At 72.5% G+C, this 22,304-nt stretch carries 18 protein-coding genes and 2 pseudogenes; 13 read left to right on the forward strand and 7 right to left on the reverse strand.

Translation table 11 applies throughout. From position 1 onward, the window contains the following. Nucleotides 1-39 precede the first annotated feature (39 nt). The 3 genes from AB0F04_RS02415 to AB0F04_RS02425 are packed head-to-tail and all read left to right on the forward strand — an operon-like array spanning nt 40 to nt 3,502. A complete protein-coding gene (locus AB0F04_RS02415; RefSeq protein WP_362036857.1) occupies nt 40-1,386 on the forward strand; it encodes an MFS transporter in 1,347 nt (448 codons plus the stop codon). After that, complete coding sequence (locus AB0F04_RS02420; RefSeq protein ID WP_362036859.1) at nt 1,383-2,762, forward strand: prolyl oligopeptidase family serine peptidase; 1,380 nt, start codon at nt 1,383-1,385, stop codon at nt 2,760-2,762. The genes AB0F04_RS02415 and AB0F04_RS02420 overlap by 4 nt, the downstream gene beginning before the upstream one ends. Then, nucleotides 2,759-3,502, forward strand: a complete 744-nt coding sequence (locus AB0F04_RS02425) for an IclR family transcriptional regulator (RefSeq protein WP_362036861.1) — start codon at nt 2,759-2,761, stop codon at nt 3,500-3,502. The genes AB0F04_RS02420 and AB0F04_RS02425 overlap by 4 nt, the downstream gene beginning before the upstream one ends. Before the next feature lie 82 nt (nt 3,503-3,584). On the opposite strand, the gene AB0F04_RS02430 is transcribed toward AB0F04_RS02425, so the two are convergent. From AB0F04_RS02430 to AB0F04_RS02445, 4 genes are all read right to left on the reverse strand, one after another. After that, a complete protein-coding gene (locus tag AB0F04_RS02430; RefSeq protein ID WP_362036863.1) occupies nt 3,585-4,436 on the reverse strand; it encodes an oxygenase MpaB family protein in 852 nt (283 codons plus the stop codon). 74 nt (nt 4,437-4,510) lie between these two features. After that, a complete protein-coding gene (locus AB0F04_RS02435; protein ID WP_362036865.1) occupies nt 4,511-5,392 on the reverse strand; it encodes an SDR family oxidoreductase in 882 nt (293 codons plus the stop codon). Nucleotides 5,393-5,442: 50 nt separating this feature from the next. Continuing rightward, nucleotides 5,443-7,062: an NAD(P)/FAD-dependent oxidoreductase gene (locus AB0F04_RS02440; protein ID WP_362036867.1), complete on the reverse strand. Its 1,620-nt coding sequence runs from the start codon at nt 7,060-7,062 to the stop codon at nt 5,443-5,445. Then, nucleotides 7,055-7,564 carry an SRPBCC family protein gene (locus tag AB0F04_RS02445; RefSeq protein WP_362036869.1) on the reverse strand — a complete coding sequence of 170 codons (510 nt, stop codon included), beginning with the start codon at nt 7,562-7,564 and terminating at the stop codon, nt 7,055-7,057. The genes AB0F04_RS02440 and AB0F04_RS02445 overlap by 8 nt, the downstream gene beginning before the upstream one ends. Nucleotides 7,565-7,813: 249 nt before the next feature. Between AB0F04_RS02445 and AB0F04_RS02450 the strand changes: the two genes are divergently transcribed. Next, on the forward strand, nt 7,814-9,208 hold the full coding sequence (locus tag AB0F04_RS02450; protein ID WP_362036871.1) for a glycoside hydrolase family 16 protein: 1,395 nt from the start codon (nt 7,814-7,816) through the stop codon (nt 9,206-9,208). A 51-nt stretch (nt 9,209-9,259) separates the two neighbouring features. Here AB0F04_RS02450 and AB0F04_RS02455 read toward each other — a convergent pair whose 3' ends face one another. Continuing rightward, nucleotides 9,260-10,141 carry an AraC family transcriptional regulator gene (locus AB0F04_RS02455; protein ID WP_362036873.1) on the reverse strand — a complete coding sequence of 294 codons (882 nt, stop codon included), beginning with the start codon at nt 10,139-10,141 and terminating at the stop codon, nt 9,260-9,262. A 157-nt stretch (nt 10,142-10,298) separates the two neighbouring features. Here AB0F04_RS02455 and tkt point away from each other — a divergent pair, with 157 nt between their 5' ends. The 8 genes and pseudogenes from tkt to AB0F04_RS02495 all read left to right on the forward strand — a co-directional run bounded on the left by tkt (nt 10,299) and on the right by AB0F04_RS02495 (nt 20,801). Then, nucleotides 10,299-12,374, forward strand: a complete 2,076-nt coding sequence (gene tkt, locus AB0F04_RS02460; RefSeq protein ID WP_362036875.1) for a transketolase — start codon at nt 10,299-10,301, stop codon at nt 12,372-12,374. Nucleotides 12,375-12,393: 19 nt separating this feature from the next. After that, nucleotides 12,394-13,540 (forward strand): annotated as a pseudogene (tal, locus tag AB0F04_RS02465) (transaldolase). Next, the gene (gene zwf / locus AB0F04_RS02470) at nt 13,537-15,210 is read left to right on the forward strand and encodes a glucose-6-phosphate dehydrogenase (protein ID WP_362036877.1); all 1,674 of its coding nucleotides are present in this window, start codon (nt 13,537-13,539) and stop codon (nt 15,208-15,210) included. Before tal ends, zwf begins: the two are co-directional and overlap by 4 nt. Beyond that, nucleotides 15,207-16,142, forward strand: a complete 936-nt coding sequence (opcA, locus tag AB0F04_RS02475) for a glucose-6-phosphate dehydrogenase assembly protein OpcA (RefSeq protein WP_362036879.1) — start codon at nt 15,207-15,209, stop codon at nt 16,140-16,142. The genes zwf and opcA overlap by 4 nt, the downstream gene beginning before the upstream one ends. After that, nucleotides 16,135-17,799 (forward strand): glucose-6-phosphate isomerase, encoded by a 1,665-nt coding sequence (gene pgi, locus AB0F04_RS02480; protein ID WP_362036881.1) that lies wholly within the window; start codon nt 16,135-16,137, stop codon nt 17,797-17,799. The genes opcA and pgi overlap by 8 nt, the downstream gene beginning before the upstream one ends. Before the next feature lies 1 nt (nt 17,800). Continuing rightward, nucleotides 17,801-18,685, forward strand: a complete 885-nt coding sequence (gene gnd / locus AB0F04_RS02485; RefSeq protein WP_362036884.1) for a phosphogluconate dehydrogenase (NAD(+)-dependent, decarboxylating) — start codon at nt 17,801-17,803, stop codon at nt 18,683-18,685. A 3-nt stretch (nt 18,686-18,688) separates the two neighbouring features. Further along, nucleotides 18,689-19,276, forward strand: a complete 588-nt coding sequence (locus AB0F04_RS02490) for a histidine phosphatase family protein (protein ID WP_362036887.1) — start codon at nt 18,689-18,691, stop codon at nt 19,274-19,276. Between the two features lie 58 nt (nt 19,277-19,334). Next, nucleotides 19,335-20,801, forward strand: coding sequence for a membrane-associated oxidoreductase (locus AB0F04_RS02495; RefSeq protein WP_362036889.1), 1,467 nt, complete (start codon nt 19,335-19,337; stop codon nt 20,799-20,801). 37 nt (nt 20,802-20,838) lie between these two features. Here AB0F04_RS02495 and AB0F04_RS02500 read toward each other — a convergent pair. Next, a pseudogene (locus AB0F04_RS02500) lies at nt 20,839-21,000 on the reverse strand (shikimate dehydrogenase); the annotation flags it as partial. 124 nt (nt 21,001-21,124) lie between these two features. Between AB0F04_RS02500 and AB0F04_RS02505 the strand changes: the two are divergent. Further along, nucleotides 21,125-21,790: a TetR/AcrR family transcriptional regulator gene (locus AB0F04_RS02505; RefSeq protein ID WP_362036890.1), complete on the forward strand. Its 666-nt coding sequence runs from the start codon at nt 21,125-21,127 to the stop codon at nt 21,788-21,790. A gap of 94 nt (nt 21,791-21,884) precedes the next feature. Here AB0F04_RS02505 and AB0F04_RS02510 read toward each other — a convergent pair whose 3' ends face one another. Next, on the reverse strand, nt 21,885-22,295 hold the full coding sequence (locus AB0F04_RS02510) for a VOC family protein (protein WP_362037322.1): 411 nt from the start codon (nt 22,293-22,295) through the stop codon (nt 21,885-21,887). Nucleotides 22,296-22,304 lie beyond the last annotated feature (9 nt).

A 22,304-nucleotide genomic window follows, 5' to 3' on the forward strand; every position in this document is an offset into this window, starting at 1 on the left:
CTTCACGGCCAACCGCGCCCCGTCCCCAGGGAGCCCACCGTGCAGCCAACTCCGTCCAGTCCCCAACCCTCCCCCGATTCCCGGCAGTTGCGCCGGGTCGCCGTGTCCGGCCTGCTCGGCACGACCGTCGAGTTCTACGACTTCCTCGTCTACGGCACCGTCGCCGCGCTCGTCTTCGGCGAACTGTTCTTCCCACGGGCCGACCCGGCCGTCGGCACCGTCGCGGCGTTCGGCACGTTCGCCGCGGGCTATCTCGCGCGACCGCTCGGCGGCATCGTCTTCGGGCACTTCGGCGACCGGATCGGCCGCAAGTCGATGATGCTGCTGACCATGGTCCTGATGGGCTCCGGCAGCTTCCTCATCGGCCTGCTCCCGACGTACGACACCATCGGCGTCTGGGCGCCGGTGCTGCTGGTCGCCCTGCGCGTGGTGCAGGGCATCGCGATCGGCGGCGAGTGGGGCGGCGCGATGCTGATGGTCGTCGAACACGCCGAGCACGCCCGAGGCTCCCGGCGCGGCCTGTGGTCCAGCTTCACCCAGCTCGGCGCCCCGCTCGGATCCGTGCTGTCGGCCGGGGTGGTCACGCTCGTCGCCACCCTGCCGGACGACGACTTCCGCTCCTGGGGCTGGCGGGTGCCGTTCCTGCTGAGCATCGTGCTGCTGGGCGTCGGCCTGTTCGTGCGTCTGAAGGTCGCCGAGAGTCCGCTGTTCGCGCAGGTCAGGAGGGAGCCGGTGGACCGGCCCCCGATCGTGGAGGTGCTGCGCCGCCCGAAGCCCGTGCTGCTGGCCGCCTGCGTGGGCATCGGCGCGTTCACCGCCCAGTCGCTGCTCACCAGCTTCATGATCTCCTACGCCGTCGACCAGGGGTACACCCGGCCGCAGGTGCTGACCGCGGTGACCGTCGCCTCCTGTGTGGCCCTCGTCGTCCTGCCCGCCGCCTCCGCCCTGTCGGACCGGGTCGGGCGCCGGCCCGTGGTGCTCGCCGGTGCCGTCGGCTCGGCGGCGCTCGCCTTCCCGGTGCTGGCCCTGGTCGACTCCGGCTCGCCCGGCCTGCTGATCCTCGCTCTTGCGCTCGGCCACGGCGTCGCCCAGTCGACGATGTACGGCCCCCTGGGCGCCCTGCTCACCGAGATGTTCGGCACCCGCGTCCGCTACACCGGCGCCTCCCTCGGCTACCAGGGGGCGACCCTGATCGGCGCCGGGTTCTCCCCGCTGATCGCCGGCAGTCTGCTGGCCTCCTTCGGCGGCGGCAGCACCCCGGTGTCGCTGCTGCTGTGCGCGGGCGCGGCCGTCACCGCGATCACGGTGTGGCGGCTGCGCGAGACGCACACGGACACCCTCGACTCCCCCGCCGCCGCCCCCGCCCTGGAAGGAACCCCGCGTTGAGGATCCGCCTCGCCTTGCTGACGGCCACCACCGCCTGCCTGCCCCTGGCCGCGACCGCCCTGCCCGCGCAGGCCGCCACCACGGACACCCACCTGGAGGGCCGTCTCCCGTCCGGCGCCGCGTACGTGATGGACGTCCCCGCGTCCTGGAACGGCACGGTCCTGCTCTACAGCCACGGCTACACCCCGGCCGGAGCCCCCAACCCGCCCGAGAACGCCCCCCGTTCCGTCGCCCGCGACACGCTGCTGGCCCAGGGCTACGCCCTGATCGGCTCCTCGTACGCGACGAACGGCTGGGCGATCACCGAGGCGGTGCCCGACCAGCTCGCCACGCTGGACCTCTTCACCCGAAAGTTCGGCACGGCCCGGCGGACGCTCGCCTGGGGCACCTCGTACGGCGGCTTCGTCACCAGCATGCTCGCCGAGCGGCACGGCGGCCGGTTCGACGGCTCGCTGTCGATGTGCGGTCTGGTGCAGGGCGGAATCGCCAACTGGAACAGCACCCTGGACCCGGTGTTCGCGCTGCGCACCCTGCTCGCCCCGGACTCCGGTGTGCGGCTCGCTGGCTTCGCCGACCAGGCCGAGGCGGTCGCCGCCGGCAAGGCGCTCACCTCGAAGGTCGACGCGGCCCAGCAGACGCCCGGGGGCCGGGCCCGGATCGCCCTGGCCGCGGCCCTGCACAACATCCCCGGCCACAACGACCCCGCTCAGACCGAACCGGGGCCCGGCGACTGGAAGACGGCGCAGTCCAACCAGTACGCCGCCGTACGGGGTCTGCTCCAGCGGCCCGCGTTCGCCTGGCGGCAGGAGGCCGAGAGCCGGGCGGGCGGCAACCCGTCCTGGAACACGGGCGTCGACTACTCCTCGATGCTCGCCCGGTCCCCGCTGTACAAAGAGGTGACGGAGCTCTACAAGGAGGCGGGACTGTCCTTGCGCACGGACCTCATGGCCCTGGACCGGGCACCCCGGGTCTCCGCCGACCCGTCGGCGGTGCGGTGGATGCGGAACACCAGCGTGCTCTCCGGCCGCCTCACCGACCCCCAGCTGACCATCCACACCACCGGTGACGCCCTGATCCCGGTGCAGTCGCAGAGCGCCTACCGGCGGGCCGCCACCGCTTCGGGCGCCGCCGGGCTCCTGCGCCAGGCCTACGTGGACGCCCCGGGCCACTGCACCTTCGGCCCGGGCGAGACACTGGCCGCCCTGCACACCCTGGAGCACCGCCTGGACACCGGCCGCTGGGACACCTCGCCGGGCGCCCTCAACTCCCGTGCGAGGGCGGAGGATCCGACGACCGAGCCCCGCTACCTCCCGTACCGTCCGAGCACCTACCCCCGCCCCTACGACCTCGCTCACCCGGGAGCCGCCCGGCCATGACCGCCCCCACCGCGCCCGACCGGCTGCTGTCCGTGCTCGCGGCCTTCGACCACGAGCATCCGGCGCTGTGCCTGACGGACATCAGCCGGCGGGCCGGGCTGAGCCTGACCACCGCGCACCGGCTGGTGGGCGCGCTCACCGGGTGGGGCGCCCTGGAGCGGGACGAGTCCGGCGTCTACCACGTAGGCCTGCGGTTGTGGGAGCTCGCCGCGCTGGCCCCGCGCGGCCTCGCGCTGCGGCAGATCGCCCTGCCGTACCTGGAGGACCTGTACGAGGCGACACACGAGAACGTGCAGCTGGCCGTGCGGGACGGCCGGGACGTGGTCTACATCGAGTGGCTGTCGGGGCGGTCGGCGGTGGGGGTGCACATCCGCGTCGGCGCCCGCTGGCCGCTGCACGCCACCGGGGTCGGCCTCGCCCTGCTGGCCCACGGGGACCCGGTGTTCCGCAAGGAGTACTGCGCGGGCGACCTCGCCTCCTTCACCCCGTACACGATCACCGAGCCGGAGCGGCTGCGGCGGGTCCTCGCCGAGGTGCGCAGGTCGGGCATGGCGGTGAGCGACCGCCAGGTCACCGAGGACGCCCTGTCGGTGGCCGCTCCGGTGCGCGGCGCCGACGGCAGCGTGACCGCCGCCGTGTCGATCGTGGTGCCCCACGCCGACGCCCAGGTACCGGTCCTGGGCCCGGCGGTGCGGATGGCGGCGCGGGGGATCTCGCGGGCGCTGGGGTGGCAGCCCTGAGCGGCGCGGGGGATCTCGCGGGCGCCGGGACGGCAGCCTTGAACGACGCCGGGGTTCGACCGGCCGGGAAGGTTCCCCGGGTTCAGGCTTCCCGGGCCGGGGTCATGGCCCAGCGGATGGTCCGGGTCAGGGCCAGGCCGGCGGGGCGTACGGCGAGGTCCTCGACGACCGGCACCCGGGGCAGCCACAGCATGCCGCGTGCCCAGGGCGGCAGCAGGGTGACGGCGTTCGCGGCCAGCCCGCCGTAGAAGGGCCGGACGGCCAGGGGCAGGGGAGGCTGGAACAGCAGGAAGCGGGCGGCCGCCCGGGCCTCGGCGGTGGCCCGCAGTTCGGGCCGGTAGGCCGTCAGGCGCTCGGCCAGTTCGGTGCGGTTTCGCGGTGGGTCGGCCGCTCCCAGCGCTTCGGCGACGCGCGCGGTGTCGGCGACGTAGGCGTCGTACCCCGCGGCGTCCAGCGGCCGGGCCCCGTAGCGTTCGTGCGCGCGCAGGAAGCTGTCCGTCTCGGCGGCGTGCACCCAGCCGAGCAGGTGGGGGTCGGCCGCGTGGTACGGCACGCCCTCGGCCGTCGTGCCGCGGATCCGTTCGTGGATGCCGCGGACGTGGTCGACCGCCTGCCGGGCGTCTGCGGCGGTGCCGTACGTCGTGACGGCAAGGAAGGTGCTGGTGCGCTGCAGCCGGCCCCACGGGTCGCCGCGGAAGCCGGAGTGGCCGGCGACGGCCGCCATCGCGAGGGGGTGCAGCGACTGCAGGAGCAGCGCGGTCAGCCCGCCGATGAACATCGAGGCGTCGCCGTGGACCGTGCGGATCGGCCGGTCCGGCCCGAACCAGCGCGGGCCGGGGGTGTGGTGGATACGGGCACGGGTCGCCGGCCCGCCCGGCCCCGCGACGCGGCGGAACAGGGCCTGGCCCAGCTGTTCTCGGACTCCGGTCAGCACGGTCGGCCTCCCTTCCCCTGCTGACCAGTGTCCGGCATGACCGTGCGGATCCGGATGTGGCCGGACGACCCCCGTCAGTTCCGCTCGCCGGCCGCCGCGCGGTCGGCCAGGCCGCCGGCGCCGAGCGGGCCCGTGTAGCGGACCGGTCCCGCGGCCTCCAGACGGGGCAGCGCGCGGCGCGCCACGCGCAGGACCACCGGGGGCATGGCGGGCCGGATCGGCTGGGCCAGTCGCAGCCAGGGCGGGGCGTAGACGGCCGTACGCCGCCGCTCCATGCCTCCGACCAGGCGGGCGGCGACGACCTCCACCGGGTACACGCGGCGGGCCGGCGCAGGCATGTGCAGGCGCAGCTCCCGCAGGACCGTGTACCGGTCGGCGTCGCGGATCATGTCGGTGTCCGTCCAGTTGAGGTAGGCGATGCCGACCCCGACCCCGCGGTGCGCCACCTCCGCCCGCAGGGAGTGCGCGAAGGCCTCGACCCCCGCCTTGGAGGCGCAGTAGGCGCTCATCAGCGGGGCGGCGCCGATCGACGCCAGGGAGGCGACCTGGAGGAAGTAGCCGGCCGTGTCGAGCAGGTCCGGCAGGAACGCCCGGGCGGTGTGGGCACTGCCGGTGAGGTTGACGTCGATCACGCGGCGCCAGGCCGCCGGGTCGGAGTCCAGCAGCGAGCCGCCCTCGGCGATTCCTGCGTTCGCCACCACGGCCGAGGGGCGGCCGAGGCGGGCCCGCACGGCGTGTGCCGCGTCTTCCAGCGCGGAGAGGTCGGTGACGTCGGCTTCCAGGGCGAGGGCGGGGCCCGGCAGCGAGGCGGCCGCCGCGTCCAGGGCGGTCTTCTCGTGGCCGACGAGCGCCACCCGGGCACCGCGCCGGGCGACTTCGCGGGCCAGTGCCGCGCCCACGCCGCGGGCGGCTCCGGTGACGACGATCGTGCGCTCGGCGAGCGGACTGCTGTGCATGGGCTGCCCTTCCTTGCGGCGCCGGGCCCGTCCCTCGCAGGGAGACGGAGTCAGCGCTTGGCTCCGGTGCGGTCGCGGCGGGCCAGGAGCCGCTGGGCGCGGGCCAGGCCGGGGGGCCGGTTGCGGCGCAGGGCGGCCCGGGCGGCGTTGGCGCCGGGCGCTCCGTGCACCCCGCCGCCCGGGTGGGCTCCGGAGGAGGCGAGGTACAGACCCGGCACCGGCGTCTCCGGGCGACCGGTGCCGGGCAGCGGCCGGAAGACGAGCTGCTGGTGCATGGCGGTGGTGCCCCCGTTGATGGCGCCGCCCGCGAGATTGCCGTCGAGCGCCTCCAGGGTCGGGGGAGCCAGGATGCGGCGGCCGCGGATCAGCGAGCGGAAACCGGGCGCGAAGCGTTCCACCTGGCGTTCGACGCGGTCGGCCATGAGCTCCTGGTCCTTGGTGTCCCAGCGGCCGGTGATGCCCTCGTCGGCGGCGTCGGCGCGGATCTCGTGCGGGATGTGGGTGTAGGCCCAGGCCGATTCGGTGCCCTGCGGGGAACGGGAGGCGTCCGAGGTGGTCATCTGGCCGAAGATCACGAACGGCCGGTCGGGGACCTCCCGCATGGCGATCTGCGCGGCGAACCGGGTCAGCTCGTCCATGCCGTCGGCCAGGTGGACGGTACCGGCCCGGGAGGCCTGCTCGGTCTGCCAGGGCACCGGGCCGTCGAGCGCCCAGTCCACCTTGAACGTGGCGAAGTCCCACTGGAAGCGCCGCAGGTCGTCGAGGACCTGGGCGGGCAGGTGCGCGGGGTCGAGGAGGTCGCCGTACAGGGCGGGCACCGACACGTCCGCCAGCACCGCCCGGCGGGCCCGCACCGCGTCACCGGCCGCCGTGCGCACGCCGACGGCCCGCCCGTCGCGGACGAGGACCTGCTCCACGCGCTGCCCGCAGCGCACCCGGCCGCCCAGGCTCTCCAGGCGGTGCACCAGGGCCGAGGTGAGCGCGCCGGAGCCGCCGGCGGGGACCGGGAAGCCGTAGGTCTGGCCCAGCATGGTCATCAGCCAGCCGAAGCCGCCGCTGCCCGCCGACTCGGGGGCGAGGTCGGCGTGCAGGGCGTTGCCGGCCAGCAGCAGGCGCCCGCCCTGGCCGCGGAACTCCTCCTCGCCCAGGCGGCGCACCGGCAGCACCAGGGAGCGGGCCATCCGCAGTCCGCCCGCGGCCCGCAGCCGCCAGGCGAGCCGCGCCGAGGCCCGGACGGGCGGGAACGGGGTGAACAGGGCGTCCAGGATGCCGGGGCGCACGCCCTGCCAGACGTCGTGCAGCCGTCGCCAGGAGGCTCCGTCGCCCGGTTCGAAGGCGTCGAGGGACGCGGCGGTGGCGTCGACGTTCCGGTCCAGGACCGCGCAGCTGCCGTCGGTGAGGGGGTGGGCCAGCACGCTGGGCGCGTGGCTCCAGCGCAGTCCGTGCTCCTCCAGGCGCAGCCCGGCCAGGACGGGCGATGCGGCGGCGAGGGGGTAGAAGGAACTGAACAGGTCGTTGACGAAGGCGGGGTCGACGCCCCGGTCGTGGCGCACGGCGCCGCCCGGCTCGGGCTGCTCCTCCAGCACCTCGACGTGCCACCCGGCGTCCGCGAGGACGTTGGCGGCGACCAGGCCGTTGGGGCCCGCGCCGATCACCACGGCGTCAGGCATCGCGGGCCCCACCCGTGTCGGTCCCGACCGTCACCTGGCCGAGGCCGCGGCGGGTGCCTCCCGGGACCTGAGCCTCCGTTTCGCACAGCCGGGCCAGCCGGGCCAGCATGGCGCGGTGACGCAGCTGGATCAGCGCCTCGAAGCCGACGTTGTGCAACCGGCCTCCCGCGCCGCGCAGCGGATGCTCGTCCACGATCACCAGGCAGTGCTCGCCCCAGGGCCGCAGTTCGATCGCGATGCGGGCCGTGCCGAGCGGACCGGCATGGGCCTCCAGCTCCAGCCGGGAACCCTCCTCGCAGTAGCGGACGGTCGTCTCGTTGGTGAGCCGCACCGGGCCGAGCGGGACCTCGTAGCGGATCGCCGCTCCGGTGCGTGGCCAGTGTCCGCGCACCGGGTGGGACGCGGAGGTGCCCACCACCCACTCGGAGTAGCGGTCGCCGTCGGCCAGGACGTCCCACACGGCGCCCGGGCCGACTCGGATCAGGTGATGGCGAACGGCCACGGATGCCTCCTGCTGCCTCGACCGGTAGTCCGTCGTCGCCCCGAGTGCCCCGGAACCCCTTGTTCAACAGCACGCGGCCGGGCAGGGCCTGATCCGGCGGCCCCCTTCAAGCAGTGCACTCACGCACCGCCCCGCACCAATCCCGGCTTTACCTCTTGACGCCCCAGAGCACGTGGAGCACATTGACGGCACTTTGAGAGCGCTCTCAGGCTTGCTCTCACCCGTCTCCCATCCGAGAGGCATCCCCACATGAGCGACACCACCGGCACCTCCCCCAGACGGGGTCCGCTGCGGCGGGCGTTCGTCGCCGTGGTCAGCACCCTCGGGCTCGCGGCGGCCGCCTCCGCGGTCGCCACCCCGTCCGCGAACGCGTCCGCACCCCCACCCCCGTCGGGCTGGACGCAACTGTTCGTGGACGACTTCAACGGCGCCGCAGGCTCCGGCGTCAACACCTCGAACTGGCAGTACGCGACCGGCAAGGGCTACCCGGGCGGCCCCGCGAACTGGGGCACCGGCGAGATCGAGACGATGACGAACAGCACGGACAACGTCTCGCTCGACGGCAACGGCAACCTGCGCATCACGCCCCGGCGGGACGCCGCCGGCAACTGGACCTCCGGCCGGATCGAGACCAACCGCACCGACTTCCAACCCCCGGCGGGAGGCAAGCTCCGCGTCGAGTCGCGCATCCAGGTGCCGAACGTCACCGGCGCCGCCGCCAAGGGCTACTGGCCGGCGTTCTGGATGCTGGGCGGCCCCTACCGCGGCAACTACTGGAACTGGCCGGCGATCGGCGAGCTCGACATCATGGAGAACACCCAGGGCATGAACACGGTGTTCGCCACGATGCACTGCGGCACGTCCCCGGGCGGCCCCTGCAACGAGACCAGCGGCATCGGCGGCTCGACCACCTGCCAGGGCACGTCCTGCCAGGCCGGCTTCCACACGTACCGGATGGAGTGGGACCGCTCCACGAGCGTCGAGGAGATCCGCTTCTTCCTCGACGGTGTCAACTACCACACGGTGCGCGCCGACCAGGTCGACGCGACGACCTGGAAGAACGCCACCGACCACGGTTTCTTCGTCATCCTGAACGTCGCGATGGGCGGCGGCTTCCCCGACGCGTTCGGCGGCGGCCCGGACGCCGGGACGCAGCCGGGGCACGCGATGGTCGTCGACTACGTGCAGGTGCTGTCGTCCGGCGGCGGCACCACGCCTCCCCCGACCGGTGACCGCGACGCCTACGGCACCATCCAGGCCGAGTCCTACGACGGCCAGTCCGGGGTGATCACCGAGACGACGTCCGACTCCGGGGGCGGGCAGAACGTCGGAGCGCTGGCAGGCGGCGACTGGCTGCACTTCAAGGGCGTGAACTTCGGCTCCTCGGCGGCACGGCAGTTCAGCGCCCGGGTCGCGAGCGGAGCGGCGGGCGGCGTCAGCGGGCTGGTCGAGGTGCGGCTGGACAGCCGGGGCAACGCGCCCGTCGGCAGCTTCGCGGTCGGCAACACCGGGGGCTGGCAGTCGTGGCGGACCGTCCCCGCCAACATCAGCGCCGTGACGGGCACGCACGACGTGTATCTGACCTTCACCAGCGGCCAGCCGGCCGACTTCGTGAACGTCAACTGGTTCACCTTCGGGCACTGATGAGTTGTGCAACGGGGCTTCGCGCGTGCGCGGAGCCCCGTTTCGCCGTCCTCAGCGCAGCTCCGCGCGAAACGCCGCCGGGGTCTGGTCCGTGTGCTGGTGGAAGAACTTGGAGAAGTTCGCGGCATCGGGGAAGCCGACCGCCACGCCGACCCGGCCGATCGGCAGATCGGTGTGGGCGAGGAGCCGTTTGGCCTCCAAAACCACGCGCTTGTCGATGAAGGCCTTGGGCGTCTCCCCGGTCGCGGCGCGCACGGCACGGACCAGGGTGCGGCGGGAGTAGCCGAGCGCGTCGGCGTAGGCGCTGACGCTGTGGTTGGTGGCGAAGTCCCGTTCCACGGCGTCCCGGAAGAGGGTGAACGTCGAGTCGGACCGCTGCCGCCGCGCCTCGGGCGAACTCGCCGCGAGGTGGGCGAGCCGCAGCAGGAACGCCGTCAGCGTGTGGCGCAGGACGGCGGTGTGCAGGCTCAGCGGGAGCGTGGCCGTGTCCTCGTACTCGCGCCGCAACTGCGTCAGCGCGGCTTCCAGGGCGGCGAGTTGGGGCGGGTCGGGGTGCAGCAGCGGTGGCAGGTCGTAGCGGTAGAGGCCGGTGGCCTCGACGGTCGAGCGGGGCAGGAAGCCGGGCTGCATGGTCAGCACGGTTCCGCGGTACTCGCTGGTGGGCGAGAAGCGGTGGACCTGCCCCGGGCGGATCCACAGCAGGTCCCCGGCCGCGGCCTCGTGCTCGGTGAAGTCGACCATGTGCCGGACCGGGCCCGCGCCGAAGAGCAGGACGATGTGGAAGTCGATGCGGTGCACGCGCTCCAGCGGCACGCCGGACGGCCAGGTGTCGCCCATCGGGGCGACCTGCATGCCGACGCCGCCGACGCTGAGCTCGACCGGGAAGGGGAACGTATCGATTCCGTCGCCGCCTTGGATGGTTCTGTCCGCCATGTCCGTCTCGTCCCGCCCCGTGTGTGCGCCCTGCTGCCGGTGGGTGTCCCACTTTCACCACAGGCTGGCACACGGCGACCTTCCGGCATAAAAGTCAGACTTTTAATTTTGAACGCGTCAGGCCAGCACCTCCGCACCGATCGAGGACTTCTTGAAGATGAGCACGCAGACAGCGGACAGCTTCGAATGGACCGAACTCGACCGGCGTGCGGTCGACACCGCCCGTCTGCTGGCGGCGGATGCCGTGCAGCGGGTCGGCAACGGCCACCCCGGCACGGCGATGAGTCTGGCGCCTGCCGCCTACACGATCTTTCAGAAGGTGATGCGGCACGACCCCGTCGATCCCGAGTGGACCGGCCGTGACCGCTTCGCCCTCTCCCCCGGCCACACCTCGCTGACCCTCTACACACAGCTCTACCTCGCGGGCTACGAGCTGGAGCTGGACGACCTGAAGGCGTTCCGCACGCACGGCTCCAAGACGCCCGGTCACCCCGAGTACGGGCACACCGCCGGTGTGGAGACCACCACCGGCCCGCTGGGCCAGGGCGTCGCGAACGCCGTCGGCATGGCGATGGCCGCCCGTTACGAGCGTGGCCTGTTCGACCCGGAGGCCCCCGAGGGCGAGTCCCCCTTCGACCACACGATCTGGGCGATCGTCTCCGACGGCGACCTCCAGGAGGGCGTCTCCGCCGAGGCCTCCTCGCTCGCCGGCCACCAGAAGCTCGGCAACCTGGTCTTCCTCTACGACGACAACCACATCTCCATCGAGGGCGACACCGCCACCGCGTTCTCCGAGGACGTGCTGAAGCGCTACGAGGCCTACGGCTGGCACGTGCAGCGGATCCAGCCGCGGGAGGACGGCGACGTCGATGTGCACGCGCTGTACGCGGCGCTGAGGGCGGCCCGGTCCGAGACGGAGCGTCCGTCGATCATCGCGATGCGCACGATCATCGCCTGGCCCGCGCCGAACGCGCGCGACACCGAGGCCTCCCACGGCTCGGCGCTCGGCGAGGACGAGGTCGCGGCCACCAAGCGCCTCCTCGGCTTCGACCCGGAGCGGTCGTTCGAGGTGGCCGACGAGGTGCTGGCCCACACCCGCCTGGCCCTGGACCGGGGCGCCGAGGCGCACACCGCCTGGGACAAGCGGATCGCCGCCTGGCGGGTCGAGAACCCGCAGCGGGCCGCCACCTTCGACCGCGTCAGCAAGGGCGAGCTGCCCGCAGGCTGGGAGGACGCGCTGCCGGTGTTCGAGCCGGGCAAGGCCGTCGCCACCCGTGCCGCCTCCGGCAAGGTCCTTCAGGCGCTCGGCCCGGTCGTCCCCGAGCTGTGGGGCGGCTCGGCGGACCTGGCCGGTTCCAACAACACCACCATCGACAAGACCAGCTCCTTCCTCCCCGCGGGCAACCCGCTGCCGGAGGCCGACCCCTACGGCCGCACCGTGCACTTCGGCATCCGCGAGTTCTCCATGGCCGCGGAGATGAACGGCATCGCCCTGCACGGCAACACCCGCGTCTACGGCGGCACCTTCCTGGTCTTCTCCGACTACATGCGCAACGCCGTGCGGATGTCGGCCCTGATGCAGCTGCCGGTGACGTACGTGTGGACGCACGACTCCATCGGCCTGGGCGAGGACGGCCCGACCCACCAGCCGGTGGAGCACCTGGCCGCGCTACGCGCCATCCCTGGCCTGAACGTCGTGCGCCCGGCGGACGCCAACGAGACCGCGGTCGTCTGGGCCGAGATCCTCAAGCGGCACGGCACCGCTCCGGCCCCGCACGGCCTCGCGCTCACCCGCCAGGGCGTGCCCACCTACGAGCCGGACCCGGACGCGGCACGCGGAGGTTACGTGCGGTTCGAGGCGGAGGGCGGCACACCCCAGGTGATCCTCATCGCCACGGGCTCCGAGGTGCACGTCGCCGCCGGTGCGCGCGAACTCCTCCAGGCCGCCGGCGTGCCCACCCGCGTGGTGTCGATGCCGTCCGTGGAGTGGTTCGAGGAGCAGCCGCGTTCCTACCGGGACAGCGTCCTGCCGCCGTCCGTGACGGCCCGGGTCGCCGTCGAGGCCGGAATCGGCCTGACCTGGCACCGGTTCACGGGGGACGCCGGACGCATCGTCTCCCTGGAGCACTTCGGTGCCTCCGCCGACGCCGAGACCCTGTTCGCCGAGTACGGCTTCACCCCCGAGAACGTCGTCGCCGCCGCGCGGGAGTCCCTCGCCGCCGCCCGTGGCTGAACCGACCGCCCGAAAGAAGATGATCACTGTGTCCGAAGCGACCGCGCACGCGGGAGCACTCAAGCGCCTATCCGACGAGGGCGTGTCGATCTGGCTCGACGACCTGTCGCGCCGGCGGATCGAGTCCGGCAGCCTGGCCGAGCTCGTCGCCACGAGGAACGTCGTCGGCGTCACCACCAACCCGTCCATCTTCCAGGCCGCCATCGGCTCCGGTGCCGGCTACGAGGAGCAGCTCGCCGACCTGGCGGTGCGCGGGGTGACGGTCGACGAGGCCGTGCGGATGATGACGACCGCCGATGTCCGGGCCGCCGCCGACGTCCTGCGCCCGGTGTACGACGCGACCGGGGGCCGGGACGGCCGGGTCTCCATCGAGGTCGACCCGCGCCTCGCCCACGACACGCGGGCGACCGTCGCCGAGGCCCGGCAGCTGGCCTGGCTGGTGGACCGCCCCAACGTGATGATCAAGATCCCGGCGACGCGGGCGGGCCTGCCCGCGATCATGGAAGTCGTCGGGGCGGGTATCAGTGTCAACGTGACCCTGATCTTCTCGCTGGAGCGGTACCGCGAGGTGATGGACGCCTATCTCGCGGGGCTGGAGAAGGCGCAGGCGGCAGGCCTGGGACCTGTCCGCGATCCACTCGGTCGCCTCGTTCTTCGTCTCCCGTGTGGACGCCGAGATCGACAAGCGGCTGACGCTGCTGGGCACCCAGGAGGCCCTCGCCTTGAAGGGCCGGGCCGCCCTGGCCAACGCGCGGCTCGCGTACGAGGCGTACGAGCAGGTCTTCGCCGGGGCGCGCTGGCAGGCGCTGGGCGGGGCCCGCGCGAACCGGCAGCGCCCCCTTTGGGCCTCCACCGGTGTGAAGGACCCTGCCTACAAGGACACCCTGTACGTGGACGAGCTGGTCGCCCCGGGCACGGTCAACACCATGCCGGAGGCCACGCTGAACGCCGTCGCCGACCACGGCGAGGTCCAGGGCGACACCGTCTCCGGCGGTTACGCCCAGGCGCGCGCGGACCTGGCGGCCGTCGAACGGCTCGGCATTGCATACGACGAGGTGGTGCGGCAACTGGAGGACGAGGGCGTGGCCAAGTTCGAGGTGGCCTGGCAGGAGCTGCTGGACGCGGTCACCAAGTCCTTGAACAGCGAGGGAGTTGACGCGGAATGAGCGAGGGCATCGAGGGCATCCCCCAGACGGCCGAACAGGAGACCAAGGGGACCAAGGAGGAGAAGGAGGCCCTGGCCGCGCAGGAGGCGGCGGGGGTCGAACAGAGCGGGGTGAGCGGTCACGCCCCCCGTACGGCGCACGCCGACACCCACTTCGAGAACCCCCTGCGCGACGCACGCGACCGCCGTCTGCCCAAGATCGCGGGCCCGTCCGGCCTCGTCATCTTCGGCGTCACCGGCGACCTGTCCCGCAAGAAGCTGATGCCGGCGGTGTACGACCTGGCCAACCGCGGTCTGCTCCCGCCGGGCTTCTCCCTGGTGGGCTTCGCCCGCCGGGACTGGGAGGACCAGGACTTCGCGCAGGTGGTGCACGACGCGGTCCGCGAGCACGCCCGGACCCCGTTCCGCGAGGAGGTCTGGCAGCAGCTCGCCGAGGGCATGCGGTTCATCCCCGGTGACTTCGACGACGACACGGCGTTCAAGCAGCTGCGCTCCGCGGTGGAGGAGCTGGACGCCTCCCGTGGCACCAGCGGCAACTACGCCTTCTACCTCTCGGTGCCGCCGAAGTTCTTCCCGAAGGTCGTCCAGCAGCTGAAGAAGCACAAGCTGGCGAGCGCCCCCGAGGGTTCCTGGCGCCGCGCCGTCATCGAGAAGCCGTTCGGGCACGACCTGTCATCGGCCGAGGAGCTCAACCGCATCGTGCACGACGTGTTCGATCCGGAGCAGGTCTTCCGCATCGACCACTACCTCGGCAAGGAGACCGTCCAGAACCTCCTGGCGCTGCGCTTCGCCAACCAGATGTTCGAGCCGATCTGGAACCGGTCGTACGTCGACCACGTGCAGATCACCATGGCGGAGGACATCGGCATCGGCGGCCGTGCCGGGTACTACGACGGCATCGGCGCCGCCCGGGACGTCATCCAGAACCACCTGCTCCAGCTGATGGCGCTCACCGCGATGGAGGAACCGGCCGCCTTCGACGCCCCCTCGCTGCTCACCGAGAAGCTGAAGGTCCTCAAGGCCGTGCGGCTTCCGCAGGACCTCGGGGCGAACACCGTGCGCGGGCAGTACGCGGCGGCCTGGCAGGGCGGCGCGAAGGTGCGCGGCTATCTGGAGGAGGACGGCATCGACCCCTCCTCCACGACCGACACCTACGCCGCGATCAGGCTCCAGGTGGACAACCGCCGCTGGGCCGGCGTCCCGTTCTACCTGCGCACCGGCAAGCGCCTCGGCCGCCGGGTGACGGAGATCGCGGTCGTCTTCCAGCGGGCCCCGCACTCCCCCTTCGACTCCACCGCCACCGAGGAGCTCGGCTCCAACGCGATCGTCATCCGCGTCCAGCCGGACGAGGGCATGACGGTCCGCTTCGGCTCGAAGGTGCCCGGGACGTCGATGGAGATCCGGGACGTCACGATGGACTTCGCCTACGGCGAGTCCTTCACCGAATCGAGCCCCGAGGCGTACGAACGGCTGATCCTTGACGTGCTCCTGGGCGACGCCAACCTGTTCCCCCGTCACCAGGAAGTGGAAGAGTCCTGGAAGATCCTCGACCCGATCGAGCAGTACTGGGCCACGCACGGCAGGCCCGCGCAGTACGCCTCGGGCAGCTGGGGACCCGAGGAAGCCGACGAGATGCTCGCACGAGACGGACGGAGCTGGCGCAGGCCATGAAGATCGACCTGACCGACACCACGGCAAGCAAGATCAACAAGGCGCTGGTGCAGGGCCGCCGCGCCATCGGCACGCCCGCCGTGGGCATGGTCCTGACGATGGTGATCGTCACGGACGAGGAGAACGCCTACGACGCGATCAAGGCGGCCGAGGAGGCCTCGCACGAGCACCCCTCGCGCACCCTGGTCGTCATCAAGCGGCACGCCCGCACCCCGCGCGACCGCCAGTCCTCCCGGCTGGACGCCGAGGTCCGGGTGGGCGCCGACGCGGGCACCGGCGAGACGGTGATCCTCAGGACCTACGGCGAGGTGTCCGAGCACGCCGACTCGGTGGTGCTGCCGCTGCTGCTGCCGGACGCGCCGGTCGTGGTGTGGTGGCCGGTGGACGCCCCCGAAGTGCCCTCGAAGGATCCGCTCGGCGCCCTGGCCCAGCGGCGGATCACCGACCTGTACGCCGTCGAGAACCCCCTGCAGACCCTGGAGGCCCGGGTCCGCTCCTACGCGCCCGGTGACACCGACCTCGCCTGGACCCGGCTGACGCCCTGGCGTTCGATGCTCGCCGCGGCGCTGGACCAGGCCCGGGCGCGGATCGTCTCGGCGGCGGTGGAGGCCGAGGCGGAGAACCCGGCCGCCGAGCTGCTGGCCCGCTGGCTGGAGGCGCGGCTGCACGTCCGGGTGGACCGCGTGGTCACCGCCGGGCCGGTCGTGACCGCCGTGCGCCTGGGCACCGAGCACGGCGAGATCGTCATCGACCGCCCCGAGGGGCCGCTGGCCACGCTGACCCTGCCGGGCCAGCCGCCGCGCACCCTCGCGCTCAAGGTCCGTGCGACCTCCGAACTGATCGCCGAGGAGCTGCGGCGCCTCGACGCGGACGAGATGTACGCCATCGCCCTGAACGGCGAGGCGACCGAGGAGACCCCTGCTCATGTCTGACTCCCCCTCCGACTCCCCCAGGCTCAGCCGGCGCCCCGAGTGGACCGCCCTGGAGGACCACCGCACCGACACCCTGCCGCGGCCGGACCTGCGTGCGCTGTTCGCGGCGGACCCGGGGCGCGCCGAGCGCTACGTCGTGCACGTGGGCGACCTGCGGATCGACTACTCCAAGCACCTGGTCACCGACGAGACACTGGCCCTGCTGCAGGAGCTGGCCGCGGCCACCGACGTGTTCGGGCTGCGGGACGCCATGTTCCGCGGCGAGAAGATCAACACCACCGAGAACCGGGCCGTGCTGCACACCGCGCTGCGCGCCCCGCGGGACGCGGTGATCGAGGTCGACGGCGAGAACGTCGTCCCGGCCGTGCACGCCGTGCTCGACAAGATGGCCGGCTTCGCCGACCGGGTGCGCTCCGGGGAGTGGACCGGCCACACCGGCAAGCGGATCCGCAACGTCGTCAACATCGGCATCGGCGGCTCGGACCTCGGTCCGGCCATGGCCTACGAGGCGCTGCGGCCGTTCACCGCGCGGGAGCTGACGTTCCGCTTCGTGTCGAACGTGGACGGCTCGGACCTGCACGAGGCGGTGCGCGACCTGGACCCGGCGGAGACGCTGTTCATCGTCGCCTCCAAGACCTTCACCACGATCGAGACGATCACGAACGCCACCTCCGCGCGCTCCTGGCTGCTGAACGGCCTGGGAGGCGACGAGAAGGCGGTGGCGAAGCACTTCGTGGCGCTGTCGACCAACGCGGAGAAGGTCGCGGACTTCGGTATCGACGTCGACAACATGTTCGAGTTCTGGGACTGGGTCGGCGGCCGCTACTCGTACGACTCCGCGATCGGCCTGTCCCTGATGATCGCGATCGGCCCGGACCGCTTCCTGGAGATGCTCGACGGCTTCCGCATCGTCGACGAGCACTTCCGCAACGCCCCCGCCGAGGCCAACGCCCCCCTCCTGCTGGGCCTGCTGGGCATCTGGTACGGCAACTTCCACGACGCCCAGTCGCACGCCGTCCTGCCCTACAGCCACTACCTGTCGAAGTTCACCGCCTACCTCCAGCAGCTCGACATGGAGTCCAACGGCAAGTCGGTGGACCGTGACGGCAACGCGGTGGAGTGGCAGACCGGTCCGGTGGTGTGGGGCACGCCGGGCACCAACGGGCAGCACGCCTACTACCAGTTGATCCACCAGGGCACCAAGCTCATCCCGGCCGACCTGATCGGCTTCGCCCGGCCCGTCGCCGAACTGAGCGACGAACTGAAGGCGCAGCACGACCTGCTGATGGCCAACCTGTTCGCGCAGGGGCAGGCCCTCGCCTTCGGCAAGACCGCCGAGGAGGTGCGCGCGGAGGGCGTGCCCGAGGAACAGGTGCCGCACCGCACCTTCCGGGGCAACCACCCCACCACGACGATCCTGGCCACCGAACTGACCCCGTCGGTCCTCGGCCAGCTGATCGCCCTCTACGAGCACAAGGTGTTCGTGCAGGGCGCCGTGTGGAACATCGACTCCTTCGACCAGTGGGGCGTCGAGCTCGGCAAGGTGCTCGCCAAGCGCGTCGAGCCCGCCCTGACCGCGGGCGCGGATGTCCCCGGTCTCGACCCGTCCACGGCCGCCCTGGTGGCCGCCTACCGCAAACTTCGGGAAGTGAACTGACATGCAGATCGGTCTTGTGGGTCTCGGCAAGATGGGCGGCAACATGCGCGAGCGCCTGCGCAACGCCGGCCACACCGTCATCGGTTACGACACCAACCCCGAGAAGTCGGACGCGAGCAGTCTGGCCGACCTCGTCAACCAGCTGGAGGCGCCCCGCACGGTCTGGGTCATGGTCCCGGCCGGCGAGCCCACCCAGCACGTGATCGACCAGCTCGCGGGCCTGCTGAAGCCCTACGACACGGTGGTCGACGGCGGCAACTCCCGCTGGACGGACGACGAGAAGCACGCGGAGGAGCTGAGCAAGCGCGGCATCGGCTTCGTCGACGCGGGCGTCTCCGGCGGCGTGTGGGGCCTGAAGAACGGCTACGCCCTGATGGTCGGCGGCGAGAAGGAGACCGTCGACCGGCTGCTGCCGATCTTCGAGGCGCTCAAGCCGGAGGGCCCGTACGGCTACGTCCACGCGGGCAGGGTCGGGGCCGGGCACTTCGCGAAGATGGTCCACAACGGCATCGAGTACGCGATGATGCAGGCCTACGCCGAGGGCTGGGAGCTGCTGGAGGCCGTGGACTCGGTGGACAACGTCCGTGAGGTGTTCCGCTCCTGGCAGCAGGGCACCGTCATCCGCTCCTGGCTGCTCGATCTGGCGGTGGAGGCCCTGGACGAGGACGAGCACCTGGAGGAACTGCGGGGCTACGCCCAGGACTCCGGTGAGGGGCGATGGACGGTGGAGGCCGCGATCGACAACTCCGTGCCGCTGCCCGCGATCACCGCCTCCCTCTACTCCCGGTTCGCCTCCCGGCAGGACGACTCGCCGCAGATGAAGATGATCGCGGCGCTGCGCAACCAGTTCGGCGGCCACGCCGTCGAGTCCGCGAAGAAGGCGTAGGACGTGGGTGATCTGCTGCTGGTCCGTCACGGCGAGACGGAGTGGAGCCGGAGCGGACAGCACACCAGCTTCACCGACCTGCCCCTCACCCCGCACGGTGAGGAGCAGGCCGCCTCGCTCGCCCCGCTCCTCGCGGACCGCTCCTTCGCGCTGGTCCTCACCAGTCCGCTGGGCCGCGCGGTGCGCACCGCCGAGCTCGCGGGCCTGACCGGGACCGTGCGGGACGCGGACCTGCACGAGTGGCACTACGGCGCCTACGAGGGTGTCACCACCGAGGAGATACACCGCACCCGCCCCGACTGGGACCTGTGGACCGACGGGGGTCCGCCCGGCCCCGACGGCGAGCCGGGCGAGTCCCCCGAGCAGGTCGGCGAACGGGCCGACCGGGTGCTGGCCCGGGCGGAGAAGTCGCTGCCCGACGGGGACGTGATGCTGGTGGCGCACGGCCACTTCCTCCGCGTGCTGACGGCCCGCCGGCTGGGCCTGTCCCCGGCGGAGGGCCGGCTGTTCCGGCTGGAGACCGGGACGGTCAGCCGGCTGTCGACCGAGCACGGCCGGCCCGTGATCGCGGAGTGGAACACCCGGGCGTAACCGGCCCCGGCCGGAGGTGAGTTGACACCTCCGGCCGGGCACGTCAGAGTCCCGGCTGATGGAGATCGACGACATGACGCCCGCCGAGGAGCGGGTGTGGCGCGCCTTCCCGCGGGGGCAGGACGTGGACTTCCGGGAGTCGGCGGACGAGGACCCGGCACGGGGCGCGGACTGGGGCCCCGAACGGACCGTACGGGCGGCCGTGGTGCGGGCACTCCTGCTGAGCGCGCCGCAGGAGGACGGGGAGACCGCCGCCCTCCGGCTGGCCGGCGCGCGGATCACCGGGGAACTGCTCCTGCAGTACGCCGACGTCGACCACGCCGTGCGCCTCAGTGACTGCTTCTTCGAGGACACACCCGTGCTGTACGCGGCGCGCCTGCGGCAGCTGAACCTGCGCGGCTCCGCCCTGCCCGCCCTGGGCGCCGAGACACTGCGCGTGGAGGGTGTGCTACGCCTGTCGGACTGCCGGTTCGGCGGGCCCGTGCGGCTCGGCGGGGCGCAGGTCTCCGGCGCGCTGTTCCTGGACGGGGCCGCCATCGACGAGCCGCCGGCCGGTCAGCCGGCGCTCCAGCTCAACCATGTGACCATCGGCGACGGTCTGTCGGCGCCGGGGCTGCGCACGCTCGGCGAGGTACGGCTGTCGGGCGCATCCGTGGCCGGCACGATCGACCTCAACGGGGCGCGCCTGCAAGCCGGTGCCGGTGCGGTCGCCCTCGACGCGGAGACCCTCACGGTGGAGGGTGACACCAGGCTGCGCGAAGCGGACGTGCTGGGCTGGATCGGTCTGCGCGGCGCCCACATAGCGGGCCGTCTCGACCTGTCGCACGCCCGGCTGGCGAATCCGGGGGACGCGGCACTGCGGGCCAGCAGCTGCACCATCGGCGAACTGTGGCTGCGCAGGGGGCCCCGGATGGAGGGCACCCTCAACCTGCGCCGGGCCCAGATGGAGGTGCTGTTCCTGGAGCCGGAGGTGGTACCCGACGAGGTCCTGCTCAACAGCCTCGTCTACACCTCCCTCACCCCGCACGAGCCGGCCGAGCGGCGGCTGGCGATGCTGGAGCGGGACGGCGAGGGCTATGTCCCGCACGCCTACGAGCAGTTGACCGCCGCCTACCGCAGGATCGGCGACGACCCCGCCGCCCGCCTCGTCCAGCTCGCCAAGCAGCGCCGCAGGCGCGCCACCCTGCCCTGGTACGGCCGGCTGTGGGGTCATGTGCAGGACGCCACCGTCGGGTACGGCTTCCGCCCCCTGCGGGCCGCGGGCTGGCTGGTGTCGCTGCTGATGGCCGGCTCCCTCGTCTACGCGCTGCACCATCCCGCGCCGCTGAAGCCGGACGAGGCACCGCAGTTCAACCCGGTCTTCTACACCCTCGACCTGCTGCTTCCGGTGATCTCCTTCGGGCAGGAGACCGCCTTCGCCCCCACCGACGGCTACCAGTGGCTCTCGTACGCCCTCGTGCTCATGGGCTGGATCCTCGCCACCACCGTCGTCACCGGCATCACCCGGAGCGTCAGCCGTCAGTGAGGCCGGCTGACGGTGTCTTCCGGAGGGGGCGGCTGAAGCCGGCGCCCGGCTGCACGACCCGCTCCGGTGGCGCGTCGGGCAGCCCGCGAGCGAACGACGCGGCGAAGCCGGTGACGTCCGTGTTGTGGCCCGTCGCGCGGCCGTCCTCGAGGACGACGGTGCCGACCGCGCCCGGCGCCTTCGCCTGCGCGGCGAGCGCCCACCGATGTACGAAGCAGTACGTTGGCCCTACCCAGCCCAGCACGGACCCGGGACGTCCCGGCGGACGGACGGGCCCCTGCTTCTAAAATCACCGGCACCGGCCCCGAGCCCGAGGGAACGCGATGACCAGCGTCGAAGAACCGGCACCACCCGGCGAGCGCATCCGTGACGCCGCCCGCACCCGGGCCGAGATCCTCGACGTCGCCACCCGGGAGTTCGCCCGGGCCGGCTACGACGGGGCCCGGGTCGACGAGATCGCCGCCCGCACCCGCACCACGAAGCGGATGATCTACTACTACTTCGGTGGCAAGGAGCAGCTGTTCACGGCCGTGCTGGAGCGCGCGTACGGCGTGATCCGGGAGGCCGAGCAGCAACTGGACGTCGGCCATCCGGACCCGGTGGCGGCCATCCGGCGTCTGGCGGAGCTGACCTTCGACCACCACGAGCAGCACCCCGACTTCATCCGCCTGGTCACCATCGAGAACATCCACGAGGCGCAGCACATCGCCGGCTCCGAGATGCTCGGGAAGATCGGCTCCCCCGCCCTGGACGTGATCCGCCGGATCCTGGCGTCGGGGCAGGAGTCGGGCCTGTTCAGGGCCGACGTCGACGCCGTCGACCTGCACGCGATGATCTCCTCCTTCTGCTTCTTCCGGGTCGCCAACCGGCACACCTTCGGCGCACTGTTCGGCCGCGACCTGCTCGACGGGGCGCAGCGCGCGCACTACCGGGCGATGCTGGGCGACATGGTGATCGCGTATCTGACGGCGGAGCGTACGGTCCACTGAACGCCCGGCGCGCGAGCCTTTGCCACCGGCGGCTCTCCTGTGCGGGTGCAGGGGCGCTGGTCGCGCAGTTCCCCGCGTCCCTCGGGGCGCCCTTTCAGCTGTTGGACCAGGCTCGGCGGCACAGGACCAGGCGGTAGCCGTCCGGGTCCTGGATCGTGACTCCCCACTCGTTCCAGTAGGGGTTGGGAGACTCGACCCTCTTGCCGCCGTGTGCCTCCAGGCGGGCGACCAGGTCGTCCGGAACGGGACCGTCCACGTAGACGACCAGCAGGTCCTCCTCCGTGGGGCGGGGCTCGACCGGGCGGGCGGGCTCGTGGACGAGTTCCAGGTGCCAGTCGGCGTCGGGCCAGCCGAGCATCAGCAGATCGTGCTCCCCGGGCCCGTCACCGCCCTCGGCCCGCCACAGCACACCGAGCCCGAGCCCTGAGCCCCAGAACCGCTCGGCCGCCGCGAGGTCCCGGGAGGGACGGGCGATACGGATGTGGCTGCGACCGTTCACGGGCATCATGACCTC

Origin of the sequence: Streptomyces sp. NPDC029041 (assembly GCF_040637515.1) — a bacterium.
GTDB lineage: Bacteria > Actinomycetota > Actinomycetes > Streptomycetales > Streptomycetaceae > Streptomyces.